Here is a 22,890-nt window from a genome sequence, read left to right as displayed (position 1 = left end):
GTGTTGCTACCCGGTCATTTTCACCTCCACGGTGGAAGGGCCGGGTAGTGCCTTTTCTGCGCACTTTCGGCGCAACGCCCCCGGAGATAGCTGCTCGATCTCGTCGAGAATGGCGGAGAGGCCGTTTGTCACGCTCGGATATATGCTGACGGCATAGATGTCCGTGATCGTTCGAGCATGGCCCAGGAAATTCTGCAGCTCCCACTTATCCGCGCCGTTCTGACGCAGCAGGGTCGCCATCGTGTGTCGAAGCACATAGGTGCCCCATTCGCGCGTTGCCGGCAGGCCGAGCTCGGAGATCATGCTTCGCCATGCGGTGCGGACGCTCGAAACGGGGCGGCCATAATAGTTCACCAGAAAGCCCGCGCCGATTCGCTCGGCCCGATCCAGCTTCTGGTAGGCGCGCCATTCCGCGCGCAGCCAGTCGTCTAGCACCGGCATGACCGGAATGATCGGCCGATACTTCTTGGTCTGTGCCCGGCCGTGCGGGTTCAGGTCGATGACGCGCAGGCCCGGCTCCCACTGGCCGCGCTCTGGCGCGACGGAAATATCGAGCACCGTGTCAGGCCGGGCGGCGGTGCAGATCGAGGCGACGAGGAAGGCGTGTAGCGAGGCGCGCTTCTTGTCTGGCTCGGCCGCGAAGGCGAGCATCTTGGCGAGCGTGGCGACGTCCGCCCGACGCATCCGGGGCCGTGACACCTGGCTGCGGGGAAGTGGTTTGTAGATCGGCCGACGCTCCGATCGCGGCGGATCCGCATCGGCCGCGTGATTGAGTGCGGCCGCGAGCTGCAGCACCGACTCCTCCGTTGCCGCCGCCGATCTCGGCCGCGAGGTCGTAATCTCCTGCTTCTTGTTCCGCGACACCACTGGCTGTGCCTTTGACCAAGCGCGAAAGGCGGTGATGAACGGCGTGCCACACGCCGTTGCACAGGACGTCGCGATACCGAAGATGCCGCCCGCGGCTTCCTCGGCTTGGACGAAATCGGTGACGTGCTTCAGCCGCGCCGAGATCGTCACGGCGGAGAGCTGCAGATCGCCATGCTCGATCCGATAATCGGCCATCGCGTCGAGCAGCAGATAGTCGGCCGCCGATGCCAGCGGTTGCCCGCAGGCGTAGCAGAAGGCGTGCGATTCGCCGCGATCGGCGAGATAGCGACGGTCGCACGCCCTTATGGCCTCGTCTTCGTCCGACGTACCCGTCGAAGCGCTTGCCTCGCGTCGCGCGTCGACGTCGTACCAGAAGACGTACCAGTTGGGACTGCGCTCGGTCCCGTCTTCCCGGCGGAGTTTGTCGACCCAGTATTTGCCCCGTCGATAGATTGGCGGCGCGCGATCCGGCACAGCGACTGTTCCTTGATAAATTTTGCGGTGGCGGTGTGTACGTCGTCGAAAAACCCAAGGCTTCCGAGCAAATCGACGTCACGAGCCTCTAGCTTGATGCCTTTGCCTTGCTCGACTGCGCGACTTAGTCGGCGACCGAGCGTGACGATGCTGTACGCGGTCATAGGGCTACTCCCTTGGTGACGGACGCAATCGCGTCCTCAATGTCGGCCTGGCGATCATCGCGGACTTCGGTGCCGTAGCGGATCGACAGATGCACCTCACACCAGGTGTGGTGCTTCGTCCGATCGTGATGCTGGGCGGCGAGGGCCTGCGCGTTCGGACCGGTCCAGTGCGCGTCCGTTCCGTGGCAGACGGAGCAGCCGGCCGTCAGGTGGCGGGCGGTGAAGGTGTCGCGGGTCATCCGCCCATACCTCCGTCTTCCGCCGCTGCCGGGAAGGCTGCCTGCATCGCCACACGGATTTCGATCAGCGCGTCGCTTGCTGCCATGGCGTTCCAGCCCTCGGCCGACCATGCGATCTTGACCATGCGCATGGTCATTTCCTTCAGCACCGCTTCGTACAGCGTGCGATCGCGCGAAAGCTCGCCATTCGCGCCGCAGCGCTCGGCCGCGCGGACGAGGATGCCGAGCGCGAGTTCGACGTCGGCCGAATGCCGCGCCATCACCCGCCGAATTTCGTATGGATGTACCCCGAAACGGCGCGCCTCTGGCGGGGCGTAATAAGGATCGTGCATTGACCGATCGGTCATCGCGCCACCTCCGCGTCAATCCACGCAGCGATTTCCGCGACGAACTGGCGGACGTCGCCGCCGGCGGCTGTACGGATCGCCTTGACCAAGCCGGCGGCGTGCGCCTGCGCGACCGCAGCCATCAACGTCGCAGTGCCGATGCGTGGATCGGAGATGTGACGAACTGCGATCGGCGAATAGCCTGCAACGAAGCCTGCACCGATCTCGGCGGCGATCGCGTCGACGAGCGCAGCGTCAGGCCCGGCGAACGGGTTCGGGACGGTGGTCATTCCGCAATCATCCGGGCAAGGCGTTCAAGGCGGGGCGAGGTCGATCGTGTGGCGAGGGCGACCAACGCTACCGCTTCGCGGTCGTCGCGCGCGTCGCACGCCAAAGCGATGAATGCGTCGCGGACGACCTTTGCGCGGCGCTTGCAGGACGGCGATACCGGCCCGGCGTCCGGTTCAGGCGCTCGTTGGATCAGCTCCCCGAACCCGGCGTGATGCAGCGCTGCCTCTCCTACGTCGGCAATCGAGAGCGCTAGCTCGCTGGTCCCGTTACCGTGCGGGAACCTTGCGGGAATAGCAGAAGCAATCGCGGAGTTGGATCGAGACCTTGCCGATCGAAGGGGCCGGGTAAGCCGCTATCTTGCGACGTGGACGCTAGACCAGATCAGGAAGGACTGGGCCGGGTATCGTGATGCTTCGGCACGCGTCGCAAGGGGGGTCGAGGAACGGGTTCGTCTTGAAGAGGCCGCGCTTCGCCCGGCTCTCACAACCGTCTACTCCAAAGTCGGGTGCTAAGCAGTCTCATGAATACCGGTATCGCCAAGTACAACATCGAATATGACATTCCCAACCGCACGCTCAAAATCACCACGTACGGCTTCTGGTCGGCTGGCTTGGCTGCGAAGTTCGCGGCGGAACTGATAGCTAAGGGCACGGCCATTCGCCTGCGCCACGGCGCATTTTACACATTCGTCGACATGCGGAACGCGCCCATTCAGCCAGCTAACGTTATCGACGCATTGGCTGGAATGATGCCCAAGGCCTTGATGCTGACCAAGGCCCCGATCGCAGCGGTAGCAGCGTCCAGTTTGGGAAAATTGCAGACAGAGCGCTACCTCACCGCACCCAACTGCCGGACGTTCCTGGATTATGATGAGGCCGATGCCTGGATGCGGTCGGCGCCGCTCTCATAATTGTCGGTGGGATGGGGCGCGGCGGCGTGTTCGTCGAGCGAGCCAATTTTGGTTCGGACGCTAGCCTTCAATCGTCTTTGACAATGCGAAGCCCATGAAACCCGGGGTGAATGCTGGACATTTTCAATTCCAGCCAGCGCTTAGCGATCTGGCCCGCATCGCCAGCTACGAATAGGGCTACGCCGGAATAACCGTGAATAGCGGCCGTTCCACCACCCCCATCGCGAATGTACCAAATCGCTTCCGGGTTCATGAAAACGGCCGTACCGTCCCGAAGCGCTAGCTCCAGCATCAACGATCTTTCCGGGTGTGCACGTTCAACCCGCCGCTTGGTTCAATGCCCACAACGGCTTTCAAAGACGGTTTCGACGCGTTGACTTTTGGTTCGACCTTTTTCGGTTTCCGAACTTCCCGATTTCCACGGTTCTTATCTTTGCTCATCCGTAGATCCTTCGGTTGGCTCTGTGATGAGCTTAATCCGCAAGCGGGCGCCCATACGAGCGGTCTCGTGCTCAGTTCGTTGTAGAAAAGCTGAGATTACGTCCAGCGGGGACCGTGCGAACGCCTGACTTCGAAGAGCGTCGATGTCCGTTTGTGTCCACCGCTGGCCGGATCGGTCCGCGCTATCGGTTGTTACAGGGTCAGCTCGCGTCGCGTTTGCCGTGACTACGAGCGATCTGAGCGGCATAGCCCGCCGCAAGCCGCGAATGCGCAACCCGCGCCTCTACGCAGGCCGCCTTCGCAGCGTTTCGATCCGATATACGACGTCGGTTCTCTAATTCATTGAGGTCCATCATACTGCTCCTCGCTAGCAAGCGGGAGCACGGTGGTCTCTCAGTTGCCCGCGCTCGCAAACTGCAAGCGGACAATAATATGAATGTAGTGCGCGGGGCGGCTATTTCAAATGGCCAAGGCTTTTATAGGGAACTGCCGTAATGGACGTGGCACGCAACCGCTAGGCGAGGCGTGGGTATTGCGGGGTAAATACGGTTCAGTCTGTGTAGTCGGGGACTGCGCCGCTGCCACGGCATGCAGCGAGCGACGGAGGGTGTCTCCGCCGTCCAGTTTGTCGACTTTTGGACCCTTACGCGAGATCAGCTCACGCTGCGTCTTCGTCATCCAGATCTCTACGAGCAACGGCTTCCATTTCAGCGACGTCATCGGTGAAATCTAAGATCATATTGATCGGTTCATCGGTTAAATGTTCGTCATTGAAATGGTCAACGTCTTGTTTGATTTGAAAGCAGTCATCCGCTATGGACTTGCGACGTTGGCCGAAAGATTTTTCCATGAACGATCTTGGGGCTGTGTCGATGTCAGACCAAAGGCTAAACTGCTGGTCCCCGATGCGGGTACGTACAGAATGCTTCGCCCGGTACTTGCGACCCGCGGCGTCTATGCGGCGCTCCTGTCGAAGACTGTCCGCGAGCGCGTCTCGGCAAATTTTAACGACATCGCGGGGGGCAGGGCGATAAAGACCACGTTCGATCGCCCACGCCGCAACTTCGTCAAGCGATACAGGATCCGGGCTTACTTCTTCGGTATATCGATTAAATATTGCTTGGAGTTGCTCGTTATAAGTTGCCATATCGAATTCCCGGTTTCAAAGTTTCGCGTCCGCAATATTGCCCCATCCGTCCGAAACTGCGCCTTTAACTAGATGTTTTCTGATCGGAATTTGGTATTTACGCAGATAATCAAACCTATTCATGCGCTTCTGAAGCTGTCCAACAACTATCGCTGGGTGAACTGACATTAGCGCCGCAAATCCTAAAACATCACGCTCAGAAAAATAAGGGTTCTTGCGAGCATAAAATGACGACATTTTTACAGAAGGAATGCAGAAGTCGGCCGCCGCGCTGTCTGCAATATTCTCTTCTTCTGCGCTCCCGTTAGCGTCTTTCGTGCCCTCACCCGCCAAGTGATCGATCATACCAATCGAGCGCTTGCCATGGCCTTGAAGCACGTGTTCTATTTCATGGCGCAAAACGAACCAGAAGTTATCAATCCGGTCGTAAAGAGTCGACATGCCGATGACCGGACTATTATCATCCAGCCAAGTGCAAACGCCGCTAATTTTCGCATTCGGCAACACTTCAACTAGAACGAAACGCACACCTGCGTCCGCCAACAGCGCAGGTACCAAAGCGACCGATTCTGGATCAACGATCAAGCTATGAAGCTTTGGTAGGAGACTCCGAAGTTTGTCAGAAGCATAAGGTTCGGCCGGAATTTCCCTTGCAAGTTGTCGGACGCGAAAGACCCATGCTCGCTGATGGGGTGGCGTCTCATCGTAATTTGTCCGTTTTGCCGCAAAGGCGACTTCCGCAGGCGCATCGTCATTTGCCGCTTCAAAAAAACGGCTCATCTGCAACTGGAGAAGCGACGCCTCTCCGTCCTGGATCCAGCCCCGACGTATCATTTCCCGGACAGGATAGCTCGCCTGTAGCTCGGCGCGCGTCTTCACTGCTGGATCTGGGTCTTTCGAGTTTTGTAGGTCATACCGGCTTTGAAGGCTGAGGAAAAATTGCGGCGAAACATCGAACGCATCGCCTAGGAGGCGTGCCATATCAGGGGTAATGCTACGCTTTCCTGAGAGAAGCGGGTTAAGTTGCTGTTCGGTTTGACCAAGGATGAAAGCAAGATCGCGCTGGGACCAGCCACGTGCTTCCAACTCAACCTTTATGAACGAGCCAGGTGGTTCGATTGCTACGAGGTTAGCGAATACCATCATGCCACTCCCCGCAGCTGTTCTGTTATCGCCGTTACGATCACCGTCATGATACTGTTCTTTTCTGCAATACTTATCGTAATCGCCCACTGTGGTAACAGTGCTACGAGATGGTAATTTGAATTCGGTTCGGACTGCAGTCCCAGGCTCTTCCAGTTGTAGAGTGATCGCAAATCCGGCGCGGCTCGAATTATGCTTAGCCGTTGTCTTGCGGACTGGATCACGGCCACCGGCAGCCTCGTGTCGGCTGCAGCACCTGTTTCGATCGATGCGAGGCGCGGATCTGTGAATTCGATATCCATCGCCATCTGACATAGCCGATAGCCGTATCATGTCAACATCGCACCTTAACGCAAGGCGTTAAGTCCGTTATAGTAACACGTGTTTGGTGGTTGGTTTGGCGATGGAATTTCGACCGCTATAGTCGTGCGAAGGTAGCTTTTTCGTCAAGTGTCGCTTGACAATGTAAAGCGTCGCTTTACATAGAGCGTATGGACGTGGAGAGCATTTCGCACAAAGCGCTCAAGCGGTTCTTTCTAACCGGCGATCCTCGCGGGCTGGATGGATCGTTGATCGATCGGCTGCGCAAAATGCTCGCATTCCTGAACGCAGCCAGCGAACCCGGCGAACTTCGCGTCCCGCCAAATTACGGCGCGCATCAGCTTACCGGCGATCGTGCCGGAGTCTGGTCACTGACCGTAACGAAGAACTGGCGGATGACCTTTCTCATTAACGAGGCCGGCGCAATCGTCGACCTAGATCTAGAGGACTATCACTGATGCCTCTCACCATGCACCCCTCGATAGCCGTCCACCCAGGCGATTGGGTCCGCACGGAGATTATCGATGCTCACGGCGTCGGGATCGGTGAAGCAGCCATGCTGATGCGTGTTAGCCGCCAGTCGCTCAGCACTTTGCTGAACGGCCGATCGGACTTGTCTTCGACGATGGCGATCCGTTTGGAAAAGGTGTTCGGCGTTAGGGCGGACACCTTGATCCGTATGCAGGCTGATTGGGATATTCACCAAGCACGCACCCACCAGGATGAAATTGAGGTTGAGCGGGCCTACGCCTGAGGGAAACGAAGAGCGGGTATCGAGCGGGTATAGCCCGCTCGAACCTAACTGAAAGTCACGCGCTTTAGCCGTGCGGTAGGCACGACGGCGGAGGGGTTCTCCACCGCACAGGGGCATACCGATGTTGGGCTGAGCCCGTCATCGCGACGTGGTCGACGTATCTGACTGCGAGATTTCTGTGCTCGCCTATCTGAAGCAGCACTGAATGGTTCAATCTATGACAAGAACCCGCGTCACAGGATGGCAGGCGCGAGCTTTCACGTGGGACTGTAGCGCAGGAAAAGCGGTAGCAACAAACGCAGCAAGTTTGCCCCAATTGGCGGTTTTAAGCGTTCGCTGATCGATCAACCTGCCGTCACGGTTCTTGGTACGGAGCATGATATGTCGGACGCCCCAAAGTCGCTCGTGTGTGATGATCGGGATATTGACGCCCGGGACTGCTACCTTGCGAAGCTGTTCGTTCACCGAACCGGTCGCCTCAGCTAAGAGGGAGCCGTCGATCACTTGGGCGTCCGGTTTGGCGAAGACAAAATCGCTGGAATACAAGGTATCAATATCGACCGTTACGGTCACGGGAAACTCGGCTGACCGAGGTATGCGCCAGGTGCCAATATCGAGTTCAGTTCGATCGGGGGTGTGTTGGCCATCCACAAACTCGACGTTGGCAGATATCCGATAATCGCGTTCGTTTGCCACAACCGTTGACGAGATGCTGTCGTAAGTCCTGCTGACTTCCACCGTCGCTGATGCGTAAAATACGCCGTCGTCCGACCGCAGAATTTGATCACAAAACAGCGTCTCGCTGGGCGTACTAATCGTCTGAGTCGCCCCAGCAAGCATCAATATTGCAATCGAGATCACGATGGTCCTCCTGAAGTCATCTTTCTTTAATGACGCGCGGTGTCGACATCGGGTCTGGTTGGCGGTACCTTCCATCCGCGAACCGAAATAAGGCTCGGACCGAAGCGGTTGTCAAAGGTGTATTCCGAAGGACCGGTAATGGCGGCTGACCCGAAGGGTATCTACGCCCCATAATACCCAGCTTCGTGACGATCGCGACGTTGACGTCGGCAGGTCCAGCGATCAAGATTGCCTATGCGGTCTCATCTTTCTGCGCTTGCGCTTGCGCTAGCGATGGCGCTTCTACCTTCTGCTGCTGCCGCCTGTAGTTGCGTGCAACCACAGGATCTTACGGAACGGCAGCTACGCTTCGAAATGAAAGGCCTTGCCCTTATCGCGCGGGGGCGAGTGGTGAAGGTGCAATATCCCGCGGCCTGCCGCTTTCCGGTGCTACGGTGGGCTTACGCGCTGACTGAGGCACGGTTGCCGGTCACGTACACCGTTGTGGTCAGCCGAACATACTTGGGTAAGCCAGTAAAAACCACCGAGGTTGTACAGCGCCAAACGGCTGAGTGGGAAGGCTGCAAGCCTTTAGGGTCAGCGGCTTGCGAGGCGCCGTTCCCGGCCGGGGATGCTCTATGGGTACTTTACCGCCAAGCGAATGGAGAACTGCGGCATGCCGGTCGCTGTGGCCAATTGCTTGCTCCGGCCTTCGTCCAACTCGCAAACCGGACCTGAATATCGTTTCAGATGATAGCTTTTAGGAACGGCCGCTGCGGGTACTAATCACCAGAAAGCGGGTACGGTACGTATAGAATAAGCTGCATTTGGGTGAGCACGACGGAGGGTTTCTCCGCCGTAGTGTTTCTGTTTACCCTCTCACCGTACCGATCATTCCGAGGTTCTGTCATGCGGCTTTTAGTCACGGGTATCCTAACTGCCATTGTGTTTATCGTTGCCGTCGAAGCTTTGGCCGCAGTTGGAATGGAGGTACCGGCGGGGTGGCCAACCGCCCTAGTTGCTGGCGTATGCGGAGGCCTCAGCTATTGGTTCGCTCAGACATTCCCTGCGCGCCGCCCAAGGCAAGTCGCAGATCGCGTCTGACGAAGTGTCCGGTTTCGCGAGGCGCAGCGGAGGCATACTCCGCCTGCCAATGCCTGGAAGTGGTGGAAAGCGGACGTTCGCCTGCTCAGCGCTAGATCGCCAGCATGATTTGAATGTGCCGTTGGCGTCCGTCCTCGGTTGGTGTGGGCCATGGCCGTGCTTCCAGCCCAATCACGACCCTATCCATAGGGGCACCACTGTTCTTCAAGTGGTCAAACACGACAGATGCCCGCTGCCTTTGCAAACTGGGCGGTCCGTCATTGGAAGGGTAGCTTTCGATCAGCATTTCACCGCCACAATGCTTTGCTTCCGATCGAACCGTAGCAAGCACCTCTCTGTGCCATTCCGTAAGCTGTGCTGAGCCTCGCTCAAAAGTGAGCACGAATGGACCCGCGAAGCAGTGATCGTAAGGCGGAGGAGCGTCGGCTTGAGCCGACGCGAGATTCGCGACACACCCGGCCGCCATCACTATCACGATGTAAAGTGCGTGCGTCATCTTCATAACGACTAGTCTAGTGGACGCCGGTGCGTCTGCAACTTGGCGGGAGCGGTCATGGCAGGAAATTTGTGGAAAGCTGCCGTTGCGGATGATCGCGGCCGGGCTACAACGTCTTCATGCTTTGGAACGTCATAGACAAACGTACCCGCCCTTATCGTTGGCGCGAGGTCAATGCGATCGTGGAAGCGGTCGAGCACGACAATAGTTGTCGTGATGCTGATCAAGCACCCGAGAGTGATCCGTCGCTAGTGGTAGATTATGATGCGCTAGAAGCCGTTTCGGTCCAGGAGGCGATAGTCTGGGCAAACGCGCAGCGGTGCCCAGTTACACTTTACCTCTATGACCTCGGCGGTGGCTTCACCAGCGACGAGCACTTCAACGAAATGGGCAAGCGCTTTCCCGGCGATGACGCAACCCCCGCGAATTGAGCGGCTGAGATTGGGCGATAGCGGAAGCGAGGGTATGATCAACCAGATTGCGGGCACTGTCGGCCTTACCGACTAGCATATGGGGCGAGCGCCGCGTGGAGAGTCCGCCGCAGCGTGTCAGGGGGATGTGACAATCTGCTCGTCTGCTGTGAGATGCGGTACGCTTGAACCGCCTACTTCATCGTCGTTCTGGAACGGTGATGGTTGGCTCAAACGTAATCGTGTAGACGGAAACCGAAAAACCTTTGGCTTGAACCTCGGCTAGAGCCGCCTTGTCTGCCCCCGCTTCGAAGGTCGGCCCTTTTGTCGAAACGGGTTTGAGAAAGCGCCACGGTGCATACTGCTCCGGAAGGTTCCTCCCCGTTCGATCGACGGTGTAAGCCATCGCGCCTTGCGACCCTTTGAACATGTAGACGGTGTCCACTCGCTGCGCCCCTAGGTCGGTTGTTTGAGATGCCCCGACGCCTGCAGCAACCTGCACTACCGCAACGGCTATCGCCATGAATGTAACCCTCATGGCTCGATCATGGGCTCGTCGCTTCATGTTCGCAACCGAGTGACGACGGACGAGGGTACTGTGCGGGTATCTGGGACACGCCCCGCGATCACCGCGGAGCCCTTGGACTGTCCGCTATTTCGCAAAAGCTGCTGTGGGTATCGAACGCGCGAATGCGGGTACCGGTAAGCCTGAACGCCCCGTATTTCCACGCGCACGGCGGAGGGGGTCTCCGCCGTCAGCGAGCGTGAAGCCGGTCTCAATCCCGGTTTGCTGCCTTCGCTCGGTCGGCCGCGAATGCCCATACCATGACGCCCAGAAACGCGACGAAGCCGCCATAGCCAACGTGCTCGCCCACCAGGAATTGTCTTATACAAAAGCCAACGAATCCTAGTGATAGGACGAGTTGTGCAGCCCGCACCGCCGGGTGCAGAAGAATCGGTTTCGAGATCATTCCGGAACGTCCTGTCAGTCTCATCCCACCTCCATTAGCAGGAGGGCCGTCCAAGGCGGTATGGGCACCGCCAAGTTATCGCATCACCGCTGAAGCTACGAAATCGCGATTTGAATGTAGGATTTGATGGCCGCTAATCACGCTAAGGACAAGACTTGACGTCAGCGCGACGAAGCGTGGAATTGCCACCAATTTTTCTTATATTGGATCAGGCGCTGATGCCGGAGGGAAAAATACGGTGGGTGGGGCCAGTAGCAGGAAAGATCAGGCACTGGCGTACATCTCCGATTACATCGTGAGGGAAGGACGTAGCCCATCGATGCGCGAGATCGCGATCTCGCTGTCGGTTAGCGACACCCGCGCAAAGGCACTGGTGAAAAAGCTCGCGGCCGAGAAGATGATCGATCGCGCGCCCGGTGCGCAGCGGGCGATTACCGTGCCCGGGTTAATGGACCGCCATCTGATCGAGCGGATGCGCGGCATGGGCATGAAGATCGACGACGATTTTGTCTGCCCGCCCGACGTGGTGCCGTTACCACAAGGGAATCTGTCGCTAGTGGCGATCCTCGATCATATCCCTGATTCTGAAGGGGATCATCATGGCCGGAATTCCGACTAGGATCGCAGCGGGCGCGCCTGTGGTCAGCACCGACGATTACGAACAGCAGCGATTTGTGCACCTGGTGCTGGGCGCGCCGCGGCCAAAGCCCGGGCGCAACAAAGCGCGGAAGGGGAAGGCGCCGCCGATCGTCCGCCTGGCGCCAGGCATCGAGGAGCAAGTCGCGCAACGCGAGCGCTGGTCGCACAAGGCTTTCGGCACGCCGCAGACACACGATTTCGCAGATGCCGAGCGCCGGCGCGAAGGATCGCTTGCCCGCCTCGTGGCAACGGGCGCGCTCGACGTTCACCAGCTCGCGGCCGCGCAAGAGATTGCGACGGCGCACGAAGCGATCACGGCCGACGTCGCGGTCCGCACCGCCAAGCTGGAGCCGCGCGGCAGTCGCGGTGGCCCGAACGCCGCGTCGGCCGAGCGGATCGGCGCCGTGCTTCGAGAGCAGGCGTACACGCGCTGGCGCGCGGCGATCGGCGCCGATGGCGCGATGCTCCTCGCGATCATCGTTGACGATATGGGGTTGGTCGAAGCGGCCCGGCGCTGGCGAAAGTCGAACCGCCGGACGAAGGCGGTCCTGATCCGCGCGCTGGACGGATGGAAACGGGTCTGACCCGTTACCTTTGGGGAACTTCCCACAAGGTCACCTGCGAAAACGGTCACGTAATTGGCAATTCCGACCCCGCGATAGCTGCGTCCGGCGCCCGCTGATCTCCCCCCCTGGGATCGGCGGGCGCTTTGGCATGAGGAGGCTGATGCATGGTCCACGACCACTCCCGCCAGCGTCGCCCCGTCCAGGCGCGCTCGAACGTGCCCGATCAGCTCGAACGCCTCTCGGATCGGTTCGACGTGCTGACCCACCGGGCGCGCCTGGGCGAGATGACACCGAAGCTCTTCGAGGAGCTGGAGACCGATGCGCAGGCGATCGCCGCCGATCTGGTCGCAATTTTCCGGGGCCGACCGTCCCGTCCCACGAACCCGCCGCTGTATGTCAGCGCCGATGGCACGAAGGCAGCATGGTGATGTCGATCCCCCGTCAACAGATCGAGCAGGTGCTTGACGCCGGGCACCCAGAAACCGCGCTGATCGGCGTTCCGGTCAGGCGGTCACCGACCTACTGGGCATTGGCGGCGTCGCCGGCGATGTCATCGGCGGCGTGGTCGCCGATCTGGCGCGCCTTGCGATCCAGAAGGCGATCGTCACGTCGATCGGCGGCGGCATCTTCGGGTTCGCGGATGGCGGCGCGCTGTCAGTGCTGCCGGGCTTCGCCGATGGCGGCCTGCCCGGGTTCGCCGGTGGCGGATCGCCGGGCGGCCTGATCCGTGGCCCCGGGACCGGCCGGTCGGACAGCATCCTCGCGATGCTGTCGAACGGGAAGGGCGCCATTCGCGTCAGCAACAAGGAATTCATCGTCAACGCGGCGGCGACGGCGCAATGGCTCCCCGAGCTGGCGGCGATCAACAGCGGCCGGCTGAAGAAGTTCGCCGGCGGCGGGCTGATCGCGCCATCGATGCCGACGCTGCGCGAGCCGCGCCCGAATTATGCGCGCATGCGATCCGCGTCGCAGGACCGGCTGCAGGTCGATACCCGGGTACGGGTGGATGCGTCCGATATGCTGATGGCGCGGGTCGAGGAGACGAGCGTCCGCGCCGTCGGCGCTGCGGCTGAGCCGATCATGGCCGGCGCGACGTCGAAGACGATGCGGAAGCTGTCGCGTCCGGGTTTGCCGGGAGGGTGGGGCTGATGCTGATCCCATTCCCCGACGCTCCGATTCCGGCGAAGATCGATTGGTCCATTGACCAGCCCGGCCAGTCGAACCGGGGCGAGTTCACCGGCCGCCGGCGCGTCACGCTGCTGACCGCCGCGCCGCGCATCTATGCGGCGCTGTTGCCGGTCGTCCAGCGCCGGCCGTCCGCGCGCAAGGCGGCGATGATCGTGCCGGGCGGTGCCGGGGCGATGGATGGCACCAGCTGGGCGGACGCCGCGCCGCTGACGGCGATGGACGCGATGGTCGCGCGGGCGGCGGCGATCGGCGGCGACGTGTGGGTACGCGCCGACCTCGGACCCTATGCGCAGAACGGCAACATCCCGATCAACCATGGCGGCACCGCCCAGCGCCGGGTGACAATCCGGGGTGTCGACGGCAACGGACAGCCGATGACGGCCCGGATCGTCGGCGCGCGCGCGAACCCGTGGAGCAAGGGCGCGGCGGACGGTGCCGAGGTGTTTCGGCTGCGGTCCGGTGCCGACCACCTTGGCTTCGCGTTCCTGCGGTTCGAGGATCAGGGCTATGGCTGCATCCGATCACAGCAGCCGCATAGCGACCTGCTGATCGAGGATTGCAGTTTCGCCAACGTCCGCGCCTTTTACGAGAACGGGTCGTCCGGGCACGGGATCGACGCCACGGTGTCGGGCTTCACGATGCGCCGCTGCACCGGGCAGGGCTGGTCAAAGCACTTCGCCCGGTTCCGCTACGCCAGCCACGACATCCTGGTTGAGGACTGCCACGGCGATGCGCAGGAGCAGGATGGCGACAATTTCTGCAACGGGATCGTTGGCGAAGGGTCGGAAAGCGTCGGGTTGGCGCCGGATGGCCTGCCCAACGGTGTGCACGACGTTATCATCCGACGCTGCTCCATGGGCAATTGCCGCGACAGCCTCAACTTCTACCAGAACGGCGACGCCTTCGGGAACGAGGGGCAGGATTACAACTGGCTCTTCGAAGACTGCCACGGGTGGGGATGCAGCGACGCCGGGTTCGATTGCAAGAGCCGCAACACGACGTTCATCCGCTGTTCGGCGGATGACTGCAAACGCCCATGGCGCATTTGGGCTGATGCGGTTGCGTATGATTGCATCGCCTCCAACCCGCGCAAGCGCGGCGGAACCGGCGCGGCGGCCTGCATATCGACGTTCAAGAAGGGGTATCTTCGCTGGTACGGCGGCCGGCTCGAGCAGACCGGAACGAATTCGGTCATCGTCGCCGAGGACGGTGGCTTCACGGCGTACACCCCCCGTACCGTCATCATCAAACCGGCCGACGCCCCGTTGGCGCGGGTCGAGGCCAACAGCATCGTCACCGAGATCGACGAAGCGGACCGGACCCCGCCGGCGCTGGTGAAGTCGACCTATACGGTCAAGACGATCGCCGGCACGACCAGCTATGACATCGCCCCCGGCGCGACCTTCGACCTGAACGAAAACCGCATCCTCAATGCGGTCATCACCACGACGAAGCCGGCGACGACCCGCATCGTCCACGCGCAGGATTATGCCGCCTATACCGCCACCGGGCAGACATGGACGATCCTGCGGCAGGACTATGAGAACGACCGCAGCGTCGGACAGGATCAGACGTACCGCGTGCCGCTGCGCCTATACGATGCGAACGGCAACTTCGCCGACGCGCCGTTGGCGGGCCACATCCTCAACGTCGACGACAACCCAATCGGCCCGGCCGATCTGAAGGCGTCGGGCGTGACGGCCGGCGGGTGGTGGGAAGTGCAGGACCGCTCGACGCTGTTCCTCGATCGCGCGGGGCAGGTGCCGGTCAGCGCCTGGGCGGACGATGGCGACCCGATCATCCGCCGCGTCAACGACAAGCTGTTCGCCAATCATCTGGTCGTACCCGACGACAGCATGGGGTTCTATCTGCGGCACGATGATCTGGGCAGTTACTGGCTGGAGCCGTACACCGCTGGGTCGTTCTTCCTAATCGGCGCGGCCGGCGCGCTCCAGTTCGCCAAGTTCACCGCGTCGCTCGGCATTTACCGCGAACCGGGCGAGGCCGGGCCGCATTGCCTGATTTCGGTCCCGCGCTCGATGACGATTCCGACCGCGACGAACGCGACATGGTGGATGGTCGTGCGCGACGGGCAGAGCTTCATCATCCGCCTGCCGGCGTCGGGCAACAGCGGCACGTCGACCGGCAATTTCGGGATGCAGGGTGCGCCGCTGGTGCTGTCGCTGCTGTCCGAACCGGGCCTTGCCCGGTCGAACGCGGTCGACTGTCTCGATGTCGCGGACAACGCGGCGGTGACCTATCCGGCCGCCCTCGCGAACGCGCGCGCTCGGCTGCTGGCCGACGGCAATGCCGGGCAGACGTTCAACGGCCGCTTCTACGGCGGCGTCGTGACGAACCGTACCGAAAGCGACGACTTCCGGTTCCGCATCGAACGCCAGATCGGCGAATGGGCAGGCCTCGCCCTCTAAGGCATCCCGAAAGGATCGACATGACCGACACGACGCCCTCGCCGGCGCCGCGGTGGCTGGCGTGGATGCCGGCCGCTTCGGTCGGTGCTCTGATCGCCGGCGGACTGCTGACCGGCGGTGGTTACATCTCGCAACTGCAGGAACAGGGGCGACGTACAGCGACGCTCGAGCGCCTGGTCGAGCAACAGGCCACCGACATGCGGGAGGCCGACAAGCGCCTGGCCCGCGTCGAGGCGCGGCAGGACGTGCAGGACGGGGAGACACGCCGATGACCATCGACATGGGGATCGTGCTGCTGGCGATCGGCACCGTGCTGCCGTTTGCGCAGGCGATCGTGGACAATCTTCGCGGCTGACGCCGCGCTTTCACAAGGAAATCGATATGCTGAAGACGCTCCTCGATCGGGGGCGCGTGCTCGCGCGCGCCCATTCCGTGCAGCTCGCCGCGATCGGCGTGATGCTGTCGACGCTGTTGGCGATCGATCCGGTCCAGCTGCAGGCCGGATGGCAGTCGATGCCGCCCGAGCTGCGCGCGCTGATCCCCGCCAATGTCGCAAACTGGATCACCGGCATCCTGTTCATCATGGTCATCGCAGCCCGCGCGTTGCCGCAGAAGGCGGTGAGGCAGCGGCTCGGCCTGCTCGGCAGCACGATCCTGCCGGCGTGGCTGGAAGCCGCCCGCGCGCCGATCAACCGCGCGATCGTCGGCATTGTCATTCACTGCTCGGCCACGCCCGAAGGGCGAGACGTGACCGCCGCGACGATCCGTAGCTGGCACCTCGCGAAGAAGTGGGCGGACATCGGCTACCATTTCGTGATCCGGCTCGACGGCACGATCGAGGTCGGCCGACCGCTGTCGCGCCCGGGCGCGCATGTCGAGGGCTATAACCAGCGGACGATCGGGGTCTGTTACGTCGGCGGCGTCGCGGCCGATGGCAAAACGGCGAAGGACACCCGGACGCCGGCACAGAAGGCGGCGCTCGTTCATCTGCTGACCGAGCTGAAGCATCGCTTCCCGACCGCGACGATCAAGGGCCACCGCGACTATTCGCCGGACCGCAACGGCAATGGGCGCATCGAGCCGCAGGAATACATGAAGGCGTGCCCGAGCTTCGACGCCGCCGCCGAATATGCAGGTGTCGCATGATGCGCCGCCTGCTCCTCGCGGTGGCGCTGGCGGCCGCGTCGCTGCCGCTGACCGCCTGTGTCGGCCCGGCGCACCTGTCGGCCGACACCGTCGACAGCGTCCAGGCGCGGTACGATCGCCTGCGGCCCTATGCCGAGGTGATCCTGCCCAGTCTGCCGCCAGCGCGCGCAGCGCGCGTCCGTCTCGCCCTAGCGACGATCGAGCGCGCGCTCGAACTGGCCAAGGTCGCCACCACCATCGCCGAACAGCACCGCGCGCTGGCCGTCGCCGACCGCGCCATCGCGATCGTGCCCGCCGCGGCCGCGCGCTGACACGCCTTACCCAGAAAGGACTGCCCCATGCCCGATCGCTTCGGCCAGTATGCCGACACCGTCACTAGCCCGGGCACCCGGGCCACGCCCGTCGTCCCCAACGATGCCGCCGACCTGCCCAATATCGGCAAGGCCCTCTACGTCGGGACCGGCGGCACGATCGTCATGCGCGGCACCGGCGGTACCGAGGCCCGGACCTGGAAGAATGTGCCCGATGGCGCGCTGATCCCGTTCCGGGCGCAGCGGATCCTCGCGACCGGCACGACCGCCGCCGACATGCTGGTGATCGACTGATGGGCGGCATCGGGATCGGGATCGGGATCGGGTCCGGCGGCGGGGGCGGGGGCCTGTCCGAGGCGGCGATCGCGCGTATCATTGCCGCGGCGGGCCTCAGTGATGCCCAGGCGCGCTCGGCGATCGGCGGCGCTGGCACGCTCGCGGCCGGGCTTCGCGCCGCTGGCTTCAAGGTCGCGGGCGGCGCCGTCGTCGCGCCGAGCCTGTTCCGGCAGGCGACGACGGGCACCTCTGACCCCGACGGCCTGAACGCTCTCGCCAGCGGCATCACCAAGCGGCGGGTTCGCAACCCGATGCCATTGATGATCGGCGGCGGCCAGACCGGTCGGTGCCGCATCACCGCACCGGGCTATTATGTCGACAAGTCGGTCGACGGTGTCCGACCGGAAAAGATCATCAACTGGTCGGGCGTGACCGCGATGGGCGCGCAGGTTCACTGCGTTAGCTCGACCGGCGCCGTCGTCGGCAATCTTTTCCGCCTGAAGAAGGGTGGCGCGGACTCGTTCGTGCCGGCCGCCGGCGACGTCGTGTTCGATCCGTTTTCGCCGGCAGATCTTGGGCTGAGCGAATGGCCGAACGCTGGTCAGATCATTGGTATGATGGAGATCGACGCGACGTCGGGCACGCTGCTGCCAATGACCTATGTGTCCGGCGGCAGCGGGGACGCTGGCACGGGCAGTTATGATGGCGGTACGACGAGTTTCGGTTCGACCACCTTCACCGCCAACGGCGGCAGCAATGCGGGCACGCGACTGTTGCAGTTCCTGAAGTGCGAGATCGAGCACACCAAGGGGGCGATCTACGGGCAGGGCACGAGCCGGGTCGACGGCAAGGGCAACCATCCGGCGGGCTACGGCGTCAACCGCGGCGGCTTCATGCAGCAGGCGGCATATCGTGCAGGCAAGCCGATGGCCAAGTTCGCGACCGATGGCGATCGCTTGCAATACTGGGCCGAGAACATCCGCGCCGGTCAGATCTGGCGCCTGAACCATGTTGCCGGTTTCACCGATGCGTACATCGACGAGCCGTATAACGACATCAACACGCGGCCGCTCGCCGACATCCTCGCCGACCTGGACTTCGTGATCGGGCAGCTCTTGTCGATCAACCCGACGCTTCGGATCCATGTCGGCTTCTCGACGGTCCGCTCGACGTCGGCCAGCAAGTACTTCCTCGCGCCGCCGGATCAGTCGCCCAACCCCAACTATCTCGACACGGGATCGGGAACCGGCTTCGGCTACAACCAAGCGCTGATCGGCCGCCCAGGCATCACGTCGACCTACAACTGTCGCGCGGACATCTACTACAGCGCCGCATACCCGAACGACTGGTACAGCGACGGGACCACCAACAACCTGATGACGCCGGAAGGCGACCACTTCACCGCCTTCGGTGAAGCGCGTGTCGGTCGCGCCGACGGCGTCCTCTCCACGCACATGAGAGCGAACGTCCAATGATGATGCTTTTTGCCTTGCTTCAGGCCGCGTTCCTCTCCCCAGGTCAGACATGGCCCGCGCCTGTACCGCCGACGATCGTCGCGACCGGAGTGAACGGTGCGGCCCGGGTGCGACAGGACGCCGCCGACATCACGATCGGTCCAGTCGTGGTACGCGAAGCGCCTGCGCCAGCGGATCAGTAAGGTCTTTGGTTTCGCGATCGCCAATGAGCTGTGCGATTCCGATCCGGCCGCGTCGGTGAAGCAGGCGCTCGCGGCCGCGCCGATTGCCGGCGAGCAGCTCGCCCTGGTCTCGATCGATGACGCGCGCGAGCTGCTGGCGGCGTCGGCCGGCGTGCCGGTGCCGGCGGTTGTCCAGCTGGCGTCGCGCTTTCTCGCGCTGACCGGCGTTCGCCTAGGCGCGCTACGGGGTATGAAATGGGACGAGCTACACGACGTCGATTGGACGGGGGAGGCGGTCGGTCCGCAGCTGCCGGCGTGGGTGGTGCCGGCGGCGCGCATGAAACTGGCGAAGGCCAAGAAGGCGGACCGCCGCTTCGATCATGTCGTGCCGCTATCGCGCCAGGCCGTCCAAGTTGTGCGGATCGTCCGCGCGCTGGCGATCGATCCGGTCCTGGTCTTTGGCCGCGGCGGCGATGCTGCGCCGATAGCCGAGAGCGCCATCGGCGCGCTGTATCGGAAGGCCGGATACGCCGGCCGCCACGTGCCGCACGGTTGGCGCGCCACCTTCTCGACGATCCTGAACGAGCGGTTCCCGTCGGAGCGCGTCGCGATCGACCGCGCCTTGGGCCACGCCGCAAAAAAGGGAGCTGAGGTCAACGTGAAGGTAGAGGGCGCCTACAATCGATCGAAGCAGCTCGGCCCGCGCCGCCGCGTGATGCAAATCTGGGCCGATCTTCTCATGCCCCCCGCGTGACCTGTCCGCAGGCGGGTTGGGGCGCTTTTATTGGCACGGGTCGTGCTCGTCCCCGCCGCAGAGCCATCGGGGCGGCTTCGCCGCCTCGTCCCGACGTGTCAGCGAGACGCGCGGGTGCGTGTGTCGCAGCGTGGCGACAAGGGGACAAAACGCAAGGCGGGACAGATGGGCGGGGTGGGGCGTCCTATTGATGCGTGTCGCGGTAGCGACACCTTATGATCTTCATTCTGAGGGGGGAGACAGTCCATTATCCAGACTCGGGCCTGATCCTCGGCCGACGGCGGCTCCCAAGGCGGTGAGCGCCTTCGATAGCTCGCTCTTCGGCGCTGGGCGGCGCACAGGGCTTGGCGGCCCTGGGGGTGGGGCGACGGGCTGCTGCTTCGCCTTCAGCGCCAGGCGCGCCTTTGCGCGGGCGAGGAGCTGGCGGAAGCGATCGCGGACGTATCGGCCGGCTCGGGACGCAAGGCGACTTTCGTCGACGAAGTAGCTGTTGTTGATCTGCTGGCGTGTCGGGCCACCAGCTATGGGATTACGGATGCGCTCAGTGCGCCGCACCCATCCGAGAAAGCCGTGGCGCTCAAGCCGCGCGAGTGCGTCGACGATCGTCTGCCGGACATAGCCCGTGGCGCGCTGGATCTGGCTCAGCGCCGGATCAATGCGGCCGCTTTTGAAGTCGTGCCAGTGCCCGCGCAGCACCGCCTCCAGCACGACGATCCCCGTGTCCTTCAGCGGCCGGGGCTTGCCCTTGTTTCGTTCGAGCAGATCGTATTCGCGTGCGGTCTTCACCATTGCGTCTGCCCAGGCGAGCGTGCCCGCCTCGGTACCGTCAGCGCATCGCCGCGACACCTGTGCACGGCTGTCGTGGACGTCATAGCTCTCACGGTGGACCTGACGATCTTGGCCGCGCTCGCGTCCAGCGAATCGCGCGCCGGTGCTGCGGATCAGGGCGCGCGTGGCGCGGGCGAGGTGGGCTTGATCGGAATAGGTAAGCGACATCGGTCGGCTCCCGGCGCGGAAGTCGATGGGCGCACGAAAGCGCCGCCGGAATTGCGTTCCGACGCCGCTCGAGCGTGCGGGACGGCTTGTCAGCCGCCGCTATGTGGAGGGTGTGGGCTTCGGCGCGGGTTCGGCGTTGCGTGCAGGAACGCGCGGTTTTCTGCGAGTTTCAGCGGGGGGCGGGGCACCGTCCTGTGCCTGAAAAGCGCAGAAAACCGTGCTGCCCGCTTCGTTGACATCGCAGGGGTCGCAAGTTCAATCCTTGCCGCGCCCACCATTTCGAAAACCCCGTCAGTCCGTTGGATTGGCGGGGTTTTTGCTGTCCGGGGTCCGTTTCGGCCATTGCGCGGGGCCGCCGCTGCGATAGCTTCGCGCCGACGAACCGGACGGGGAATGGATATGCGTGGGCAGGGATTTTACGGTATCGCGGCGTTGGCGCTGATCGCGGCACCCGCGGCACCCGCGGCAGTGCAGGCGCAGGCCGAGCGTGTCGAGGAGCTGTCGGTCGACCAGCTCCAGCAGCGGATGCAGTCCGGCGCGACCAGTAGCGTGGCGATCACCCAAGCCTATCTGGACCGGATTGCCGCGCTTGATCGGCAGGGGCCGACCCTGCGCAGCGTGATCGCGATCAACCCGGACGCGTTGGCACAAGCCAGGACGTTGGATGATGAGCGCCGTTCCGGGCGAGTGCGCGGGCCGCTGCATGGCGTGCCGGTGCTCATCAAGGACAATATCGAAACCGCCGACCCGATGGCGACGACGGCGGGCAGCCTTGCGCTCAAGGACAATGTCACACGTCGCGACGCGCCGCTGGTCGCCTATCTGCGCCGCGCCGGGGCGGTGATCCTCGGCAAGACCAATTTGTCGGAATGGGCGAATATCCGTTCCACCCGGTCGATGAGCGGGTGGAGTGCGGTCGGCGGGCTGGTGCGTAATCCTTATGCGCTCGATCGCACCGCCTGCGGATCGTCGTCGGGATCGGGGGCGGCGATCGCTGCCAGCCTGGCAGCGGTGGCGGTCGGGACCGAGACCGACGGTTCGGTGGTATGCCCCTCGTCGATCAATGGCCTTGTCGGGTTCAAGCCGACGCTGGGGCTGGTCAGCCGCAGCCGGGTCGTGCCGATCAGCCACAGCCAGGATACGCCGGGGCCGATGGGGCGGTCGGTGCGCGACGTCGCGCTGCTGCTGTCGGCGATGGCCGGTCCCGATCCGACCGACGTCGCGACCGCGCGGACGAGGTCACGCGACTATGCTGCCGGGCTGTCGGCGGAGGCGCTCAAGGGCAAACGGGTCGGGGTGATCCGGCCGGCGGGAATGCCGGCGGCGCTGACCGAACGGTTCGATGCGGCGCTGGCGGTGTTGCGCGCCGCAGGGGCGACGCTGGTCGAGGTGACGCGCCCCAAGCTCGACGGGCTGGGTGAGGCGGAGCTGCTGGTGCTCAAGACCGAACTGAAGGCCGATCTCGACGCCTATCTCGCCACGACGCCGGCGACGGTGAAGACGCGGACGCTGGAGCAGGTCATTGCCTTCAACCGCGCCAATGCCGCCGTCGAAATGCCCTTCTTTGCGCAGGAGTTGTTCGAGGACGCGGCCAAGACGAAGGGGCTGGCCGATCCCGCCTATCGCGCTGCACGCGCGACCTCGCTGCGCCTCGCGGGTAGCGACGGGATCGATGCGATGCTGAAGGCAGCGCGCGCCGACCTGCTGGTCGAACCGACCTATGCTGCCGCATGGCTCAGCGATCCGGTCTATGGCGATCAATATGGCGGGCCATCGGCGTCGGCACTGCCCGCCATCGCCGGCTATCCGCACCTGACCGTGCCGATGGGGCTGATGCAGGGATTGCCGGTCGGGCTGTCTTTCATCGGCACCGCCGGAGCCGACGCAGCGATCCTGTCGGCCGGCTATGCTTATGAACAGCGCGCGAAAGCCCGCGTTGCCCCGCGTTACCTGCCGCAGGCGGCGGTAGTGGCGGGGCTGGAGGGGGCGGGGCGCTGACCCGCTCCTAGCCGAATCGTCACTCCCGCGCAGGCGGGAGTCCATATGCGCTG

The 22,890-nt window shown here is 63.1% G+C and carries 28 protein-coding genes; 16 read left to right on the top strand and 12 right to left on the bottom strand.

The window, feature by feature from the left end:
* Window positions 1–6 precede the first annotated feature (6 nt).
* The 4 genes from MF609_RS00510 to MF609_RS00495 form a co-directional block, all read right to left on the bottom strand.
* Window positions 7–1,341: a site-specific integrase gene (locus tag MF609_RS00510; protein ID WP_242414383.1), complete on the bottom strand. Its 1,335-nt coding sequence runs from the start codon at window positions 1,339–1,341 to the stop codon at window positions 7–9.
* A 160-nt stretch (window positions 1,342–1,501) separates the two neighbouring features.
* Complete coding sequence (locus tag MF609_RS00505) at window positions 1,502–1,744, bottom strand: hypothetical protein (protein WP_242414382.1); 243 nt, start codon at window positions 1,742–1,744, stop codon at window positions 1,502–1,504.
* The gene (locus MF609_RS00500; protein ID WP_242414381.1) at window positions 1,741–2,091 is read right to left on the bottom strand and encodes a hypothetical protein; all 351 of its coding nucleotides are present in this window, start codon (window positions 2,089–2,091) and stop codon (window positions 1,741–1,743) included. Before MF609_RS00500 ends, MF609_RS00505 begins: the two co-directional genes overlap by 4 nt.
* Window positions 2,088–2,360, bottom strand: coding sequence for a hypothetical protein (locus MF609_RS00495; RefSeq protein ID WP_242414380.1), 273 nt, complete (start codon window positions 2,358–2,360; stop codon window positions 2,088–2,090). The genes MF609_RS00500 and MF609_RS00495 overlap by 4 nt, the downstream gene beginning before the upstream one ends.
* A 521-nt stretch (window positions 2,361–2,881) precedes the next feature.
* Here MF609_RS00495 and MF609_RS00490 point away from each other — a divergent pair.
* A complete protein-coding gene (locus MF609_RS00490) occupies window positions 2,882–3,271 on the top strand; it encodes a hypothetical protein (RefSeq protein WP_242414379.1) in 390 nt (129 codons plus the stop codon).
* Window positions 3,272–3,338: 67 nt separating this feature from the next.
* Here the strand turns inward: MF609_RS00490 and MF609_RS00485 are convergent, their stop codons facing one another.
* The 4 genes from MF609_RS00485 to MF609_RS00470 form a co-directional block, all read right to left on the bottom strand.
* The gene (locus tag MF609_RS00485; protein ID WP_242414378.1) at window positions 3,339–3,563 is read right to left on the bottom strand and encodes a hypothetical protein; all 225 of its coding nucleotides are present in this window, start codon (window positions 3,561–3,563) and stop codon (window positions 3,339–3,341) included.
* A gap of 807 nt (window positions 3,564–4,370) precedes the next feature.
* Entirely contained in the window at window positions 4,371–4,859 is a 489-nt protein-coding gene (locus MF609_RS00480) for a hypothetical protein (RefSeq protein WP_242414377.1), read from the bottom strand.
* A 15-nt stretch (window positions 4,860–4,874) separates the two neighbouring features.
* Window positions 4,875–6,005 (bottom strand): helix-turn-helix transcriptional regulator, encoded by a 1,131-nt coding sequence (locus MF609_RS00475; protein WP_242414376.1) that lies wholly within the window; start codon window positions 6,003–6,005, stop codon window positions 4,875–4,877.
* Window positions 6,002–6,304, bottom strand: coding sequence for a hypothetical protein (locus MF609_RS00470; protein ID WP_242414375.1), 303 nt, complete (start codon window positions 6,302–6,304; stop codon window positions 6,002–6,004). The genes MF609_RS00475 and MF609_RS00470 overlap by 4 nt, the downstream gene beginning before the upstream one ends.
* Before the next feature lie 189 nt (window positions 6,305–6,493).
* Here MF609_RS00470 and MF609_RS00465 point away from each other — a divergent pair, with 189 nt between their 5' ends.
* Window positions 6,494–6,781, top strand: coding sequence for a type II toxin-antitoxin system RelE/ParE family toxin (locus MF609_RS00465; protein ID WP_242414374.1), 288 nt, complete (start codon window positions 6,494–6,496; stop codon window positions 6,779–6,781).
* Window positions 6,781–7,077 (top strand): HigA family addiction module antitoxin, encoded by a 297-nt coding sequence (locus MF609_RS00460; protein WP_242414373.1) that lies wholly within the window; start codon window positions 6,781–6,783, stop codon window positions 7,075–7,077. The genes MF609_RS00465 and MF609_RS00460 overlap by 1 nt, the downstream gene beginning before the upstream one ends.
* 210 nt (window positions 7,078–7,287) lie before the next feature.
* Here the strand turns inward: MF609_RS00460 and MF609_RS00455 are convergent, their stop codons facing one another.
* Window positions 7,288–7,938, bottom strand: coding sequence for a hypothetical protein (locus MF609_RS00455; protein WP_242414372.1), 651 nt, complete (start codon window positions 7,936–7,938; stop codon window positions 7,288–7,290).
* A 1,174-nt stretch (window positions 7,939–9,112) separates the two neighbouring features.
* Window positions 9,113–9,523, bottom strand: coding sequence for a hypothetical protein (locus MF609_RS00450; protein WP_242414371.1), 411 nt, complete (start codon window positions 9,521–9,523; stop codon window positions 9,113–9,115).
* Window positions 9,524–9,636: 113 nt separating this feature from the next.
* On the opposite strand from MF609_RS00450, the gene MF609_RS00445 reads away from it, so the two are divergent.
* Complete coding sequence (locus MF609_RS00445) at window positions 9,637–9,948, top strand: hypothetical protein (RefSeq protein WP_242414370.1); 312 nt, start codon at window positions 9,637–9,639, stop codon at window positions 9,946–9,948.
* 178 nt (window positions 9,949–10,126) lie between these two features.
* Here MF609_RS00445 and MF609_RS00440 read toward each other — a convergent pair whose 3' ends face one another.
* A complete protein-coding gene (locus MF609_RS00440; RefSeq protein ID WP_242414369.1) occupies window positions 10,127–10,465 on the bottom strand; it encodes a hypothetical protein in 339 nt (112 codons plus the stop codon).
* A 752-nt stretch (window positions 10,466–11,217) separates the two neighbouring features.
* Between MF609_RS00440 and MF609_RS00435 the strand changes: the two genes are divergently transcribed.
* The 11 genes from MF609_RS00435 (at window position 11,218) to MF609_RS00385 (ending at window position 19,843) form a co-directional block, all read left to right on the top strand.
* The gene (locus MF609_RS00435) at window positions 11,218–11,517 is read left to right on the top strand and encodes a hypothetical protein (RefSeq protein WP_242414368.1); all 300 of its coding nucleotides are present in this window, start codon (window positions 11,218–11,220) and stop codon (window positions 11,515–11,517) included.
* Window positions 11,498–12,121: a hypothetical protein gene (locus MF609_RS00430; RefSeq protein WP_242414367.1), complete on the top strand. Its 624-nt coding sequence runs from the start codon at window positions 11,498–11,500 to the stop codon at window positions 12,119–12,121. Before MF609_RS00435 ends, MF609_RS00430 begins: the two co-directional genes overlap by 20 nt.
* Before the next feature lie 146 nt (window positions 12,122–12,267).
* Complete coding sequence (locus MF609_RS00425; RefSeq protein ID WP_242414366.1) at window positions 12,268–12,531, top strand: hypothetical protein; 264 nt, start codon at window positions 12,268–12,270, stop codon at window positions 12,529–12,531.
* Between the two features lie 133 nt (window positions 12,532–12,664).
* Window positions 12,665–13,252, top strand: coding sequence for a hypothetical protein (locus MF609_RS00420; RefSeq protein ID WP_242414365.1), 588 nt, complete (start codon window positions 12,665–12,667; stop codon window positions 13,250–13,252).
* Window positions 13,252–15,720: a hypothetical protein gene (locus MF609_RS00415; protein WP_242414364.1), complete on the top strand. Its 2,469-nt coding sequence runs from the start codon at window positions 13,252–13,254 to the stop codon at window positions 15,718–15,720. The genes MF609_RS00420 and MF609_RS00415 overlap by 1 nt, the downstream gene beginning before the upstream one ends.
* A 20-nt stretch (window positions 15,721–15,740) precedes the next feature.
* Window positions 15,741–15,992, top strand: a complete 252-nt coding sequence (locus MF609_RS00410; protein ID WP_242414363.1) for a hypothetical protein — start codon at window positions 15,741–15,743, stop codon at window positions 15,990–15,992.
* A gap of 109 nt (window positions 15,993–16,101) precedes the next feature.
* Window positions 16,102–16,866, top strand: coding sequence for an N-acetylmuramoyl-L-alanine amidase (locus MF609_RS00405; RefSeq protein WP_242414362.1), 765 nt, complete (start codon window positions 16,102–16,104; stop codon window positions 16,864–16,866).
* Entirely contained in the window at window positions 16,866–17,177 is a 312-nt protein-coding gene (locus tag MF609_RS00400) for a hypothetical protein (RefSeq protein ID WP_242414361.1), read from the top strand. The genes MF609_RS00405 and MF609_RS00400 overlap by 1 nt, the downstream gene beginning before the upstream one ends.
* A 27-nt stretch (window positions 17,178–17,204) precedes the next feature.
* Window positions 17,205–17,471, top strand: a complete 267-nt coding sequence (locus MF609_RS00395; protein WP_242414360.1) for a spike base protein, RCAP_Rcc01079 family — start codon at window positions 17,205–17,207, stop codon at window positions 17,469–17,471.
* The gene (locus tag MF609_RS00390) at window positions 17,471–18,928 is read left to right on the top strand and encodes a hypothetical protein (protein WP_242414359.1); all 1,458 of its coding nucleotides are present in this window, start codon (window positions 17,471–17,473) and stop codon (window positions 18,926–18,928) included. Before MF609_RS00395 ends, MF609_RS00390 begins: the two co-directional genes overlap by 1 nt.
* Before the next feature lie 96 nt (window positions 18,929–19,024).
* Window positions 19,025–19,843, top strand: a complete 819-nt coding sequence (locus MF609_RS00385; RefSeq protein ID WP_242414358.1) for a tyrosine-type recombinase/integrase — start codon at window positions 19,025–19,027, stop codon at window positions 19,841–19,843.
* A 222-nt stretch (window positions 19,844–20,065) separates the two neighbouring features.
* On the opposite strand, the gene MF609_RS00380 is transcribed toward MF609_RS00385, so the two are convergent.
* Window positions 20,066–20,839: a hypothetical protein gene (locus MF609_RS00380; RefSeq protein WP_242414357.1), complete on the bottom strand. Its 774-nt coding sequence runs from the start codon at window positions 20,837–20,839 to the stop codon at window positions 20,066–20,068.
* Between the two features lie 393 nt (window positions 20,840–21,232).
* On the opposite strand from MF609_RS00380, the gene MF609_RS00375 reads away from it, so the two are divergent.
* Complete coding sequence (locus MF609_RS00375; protein WP_419723036.1) at window positions 21,233–22,837, top strand: amidase; 1,605 nt, start codon at window positions 21,233–21,235, stop codon at window positions 22,835–22,837.
* Window positions 22,838–22,890: the final 53 nt, after the last annotated feature.

Source organism: Sphingomonas panni, assembly GCF_022664435.1.
Taxonomy (GTDB): domain Bacteria; phylum Pseudomonadota; class Alphaproteobacteria; order Sphingomonadales; family Sphingomonadaceae; genus Sphingomonas; species Sphingomonas panni.
Note: the sequence above shows the minus strand (reverse complement) of the source record. Positions and strands in the feature narration are given on the sequence as shown.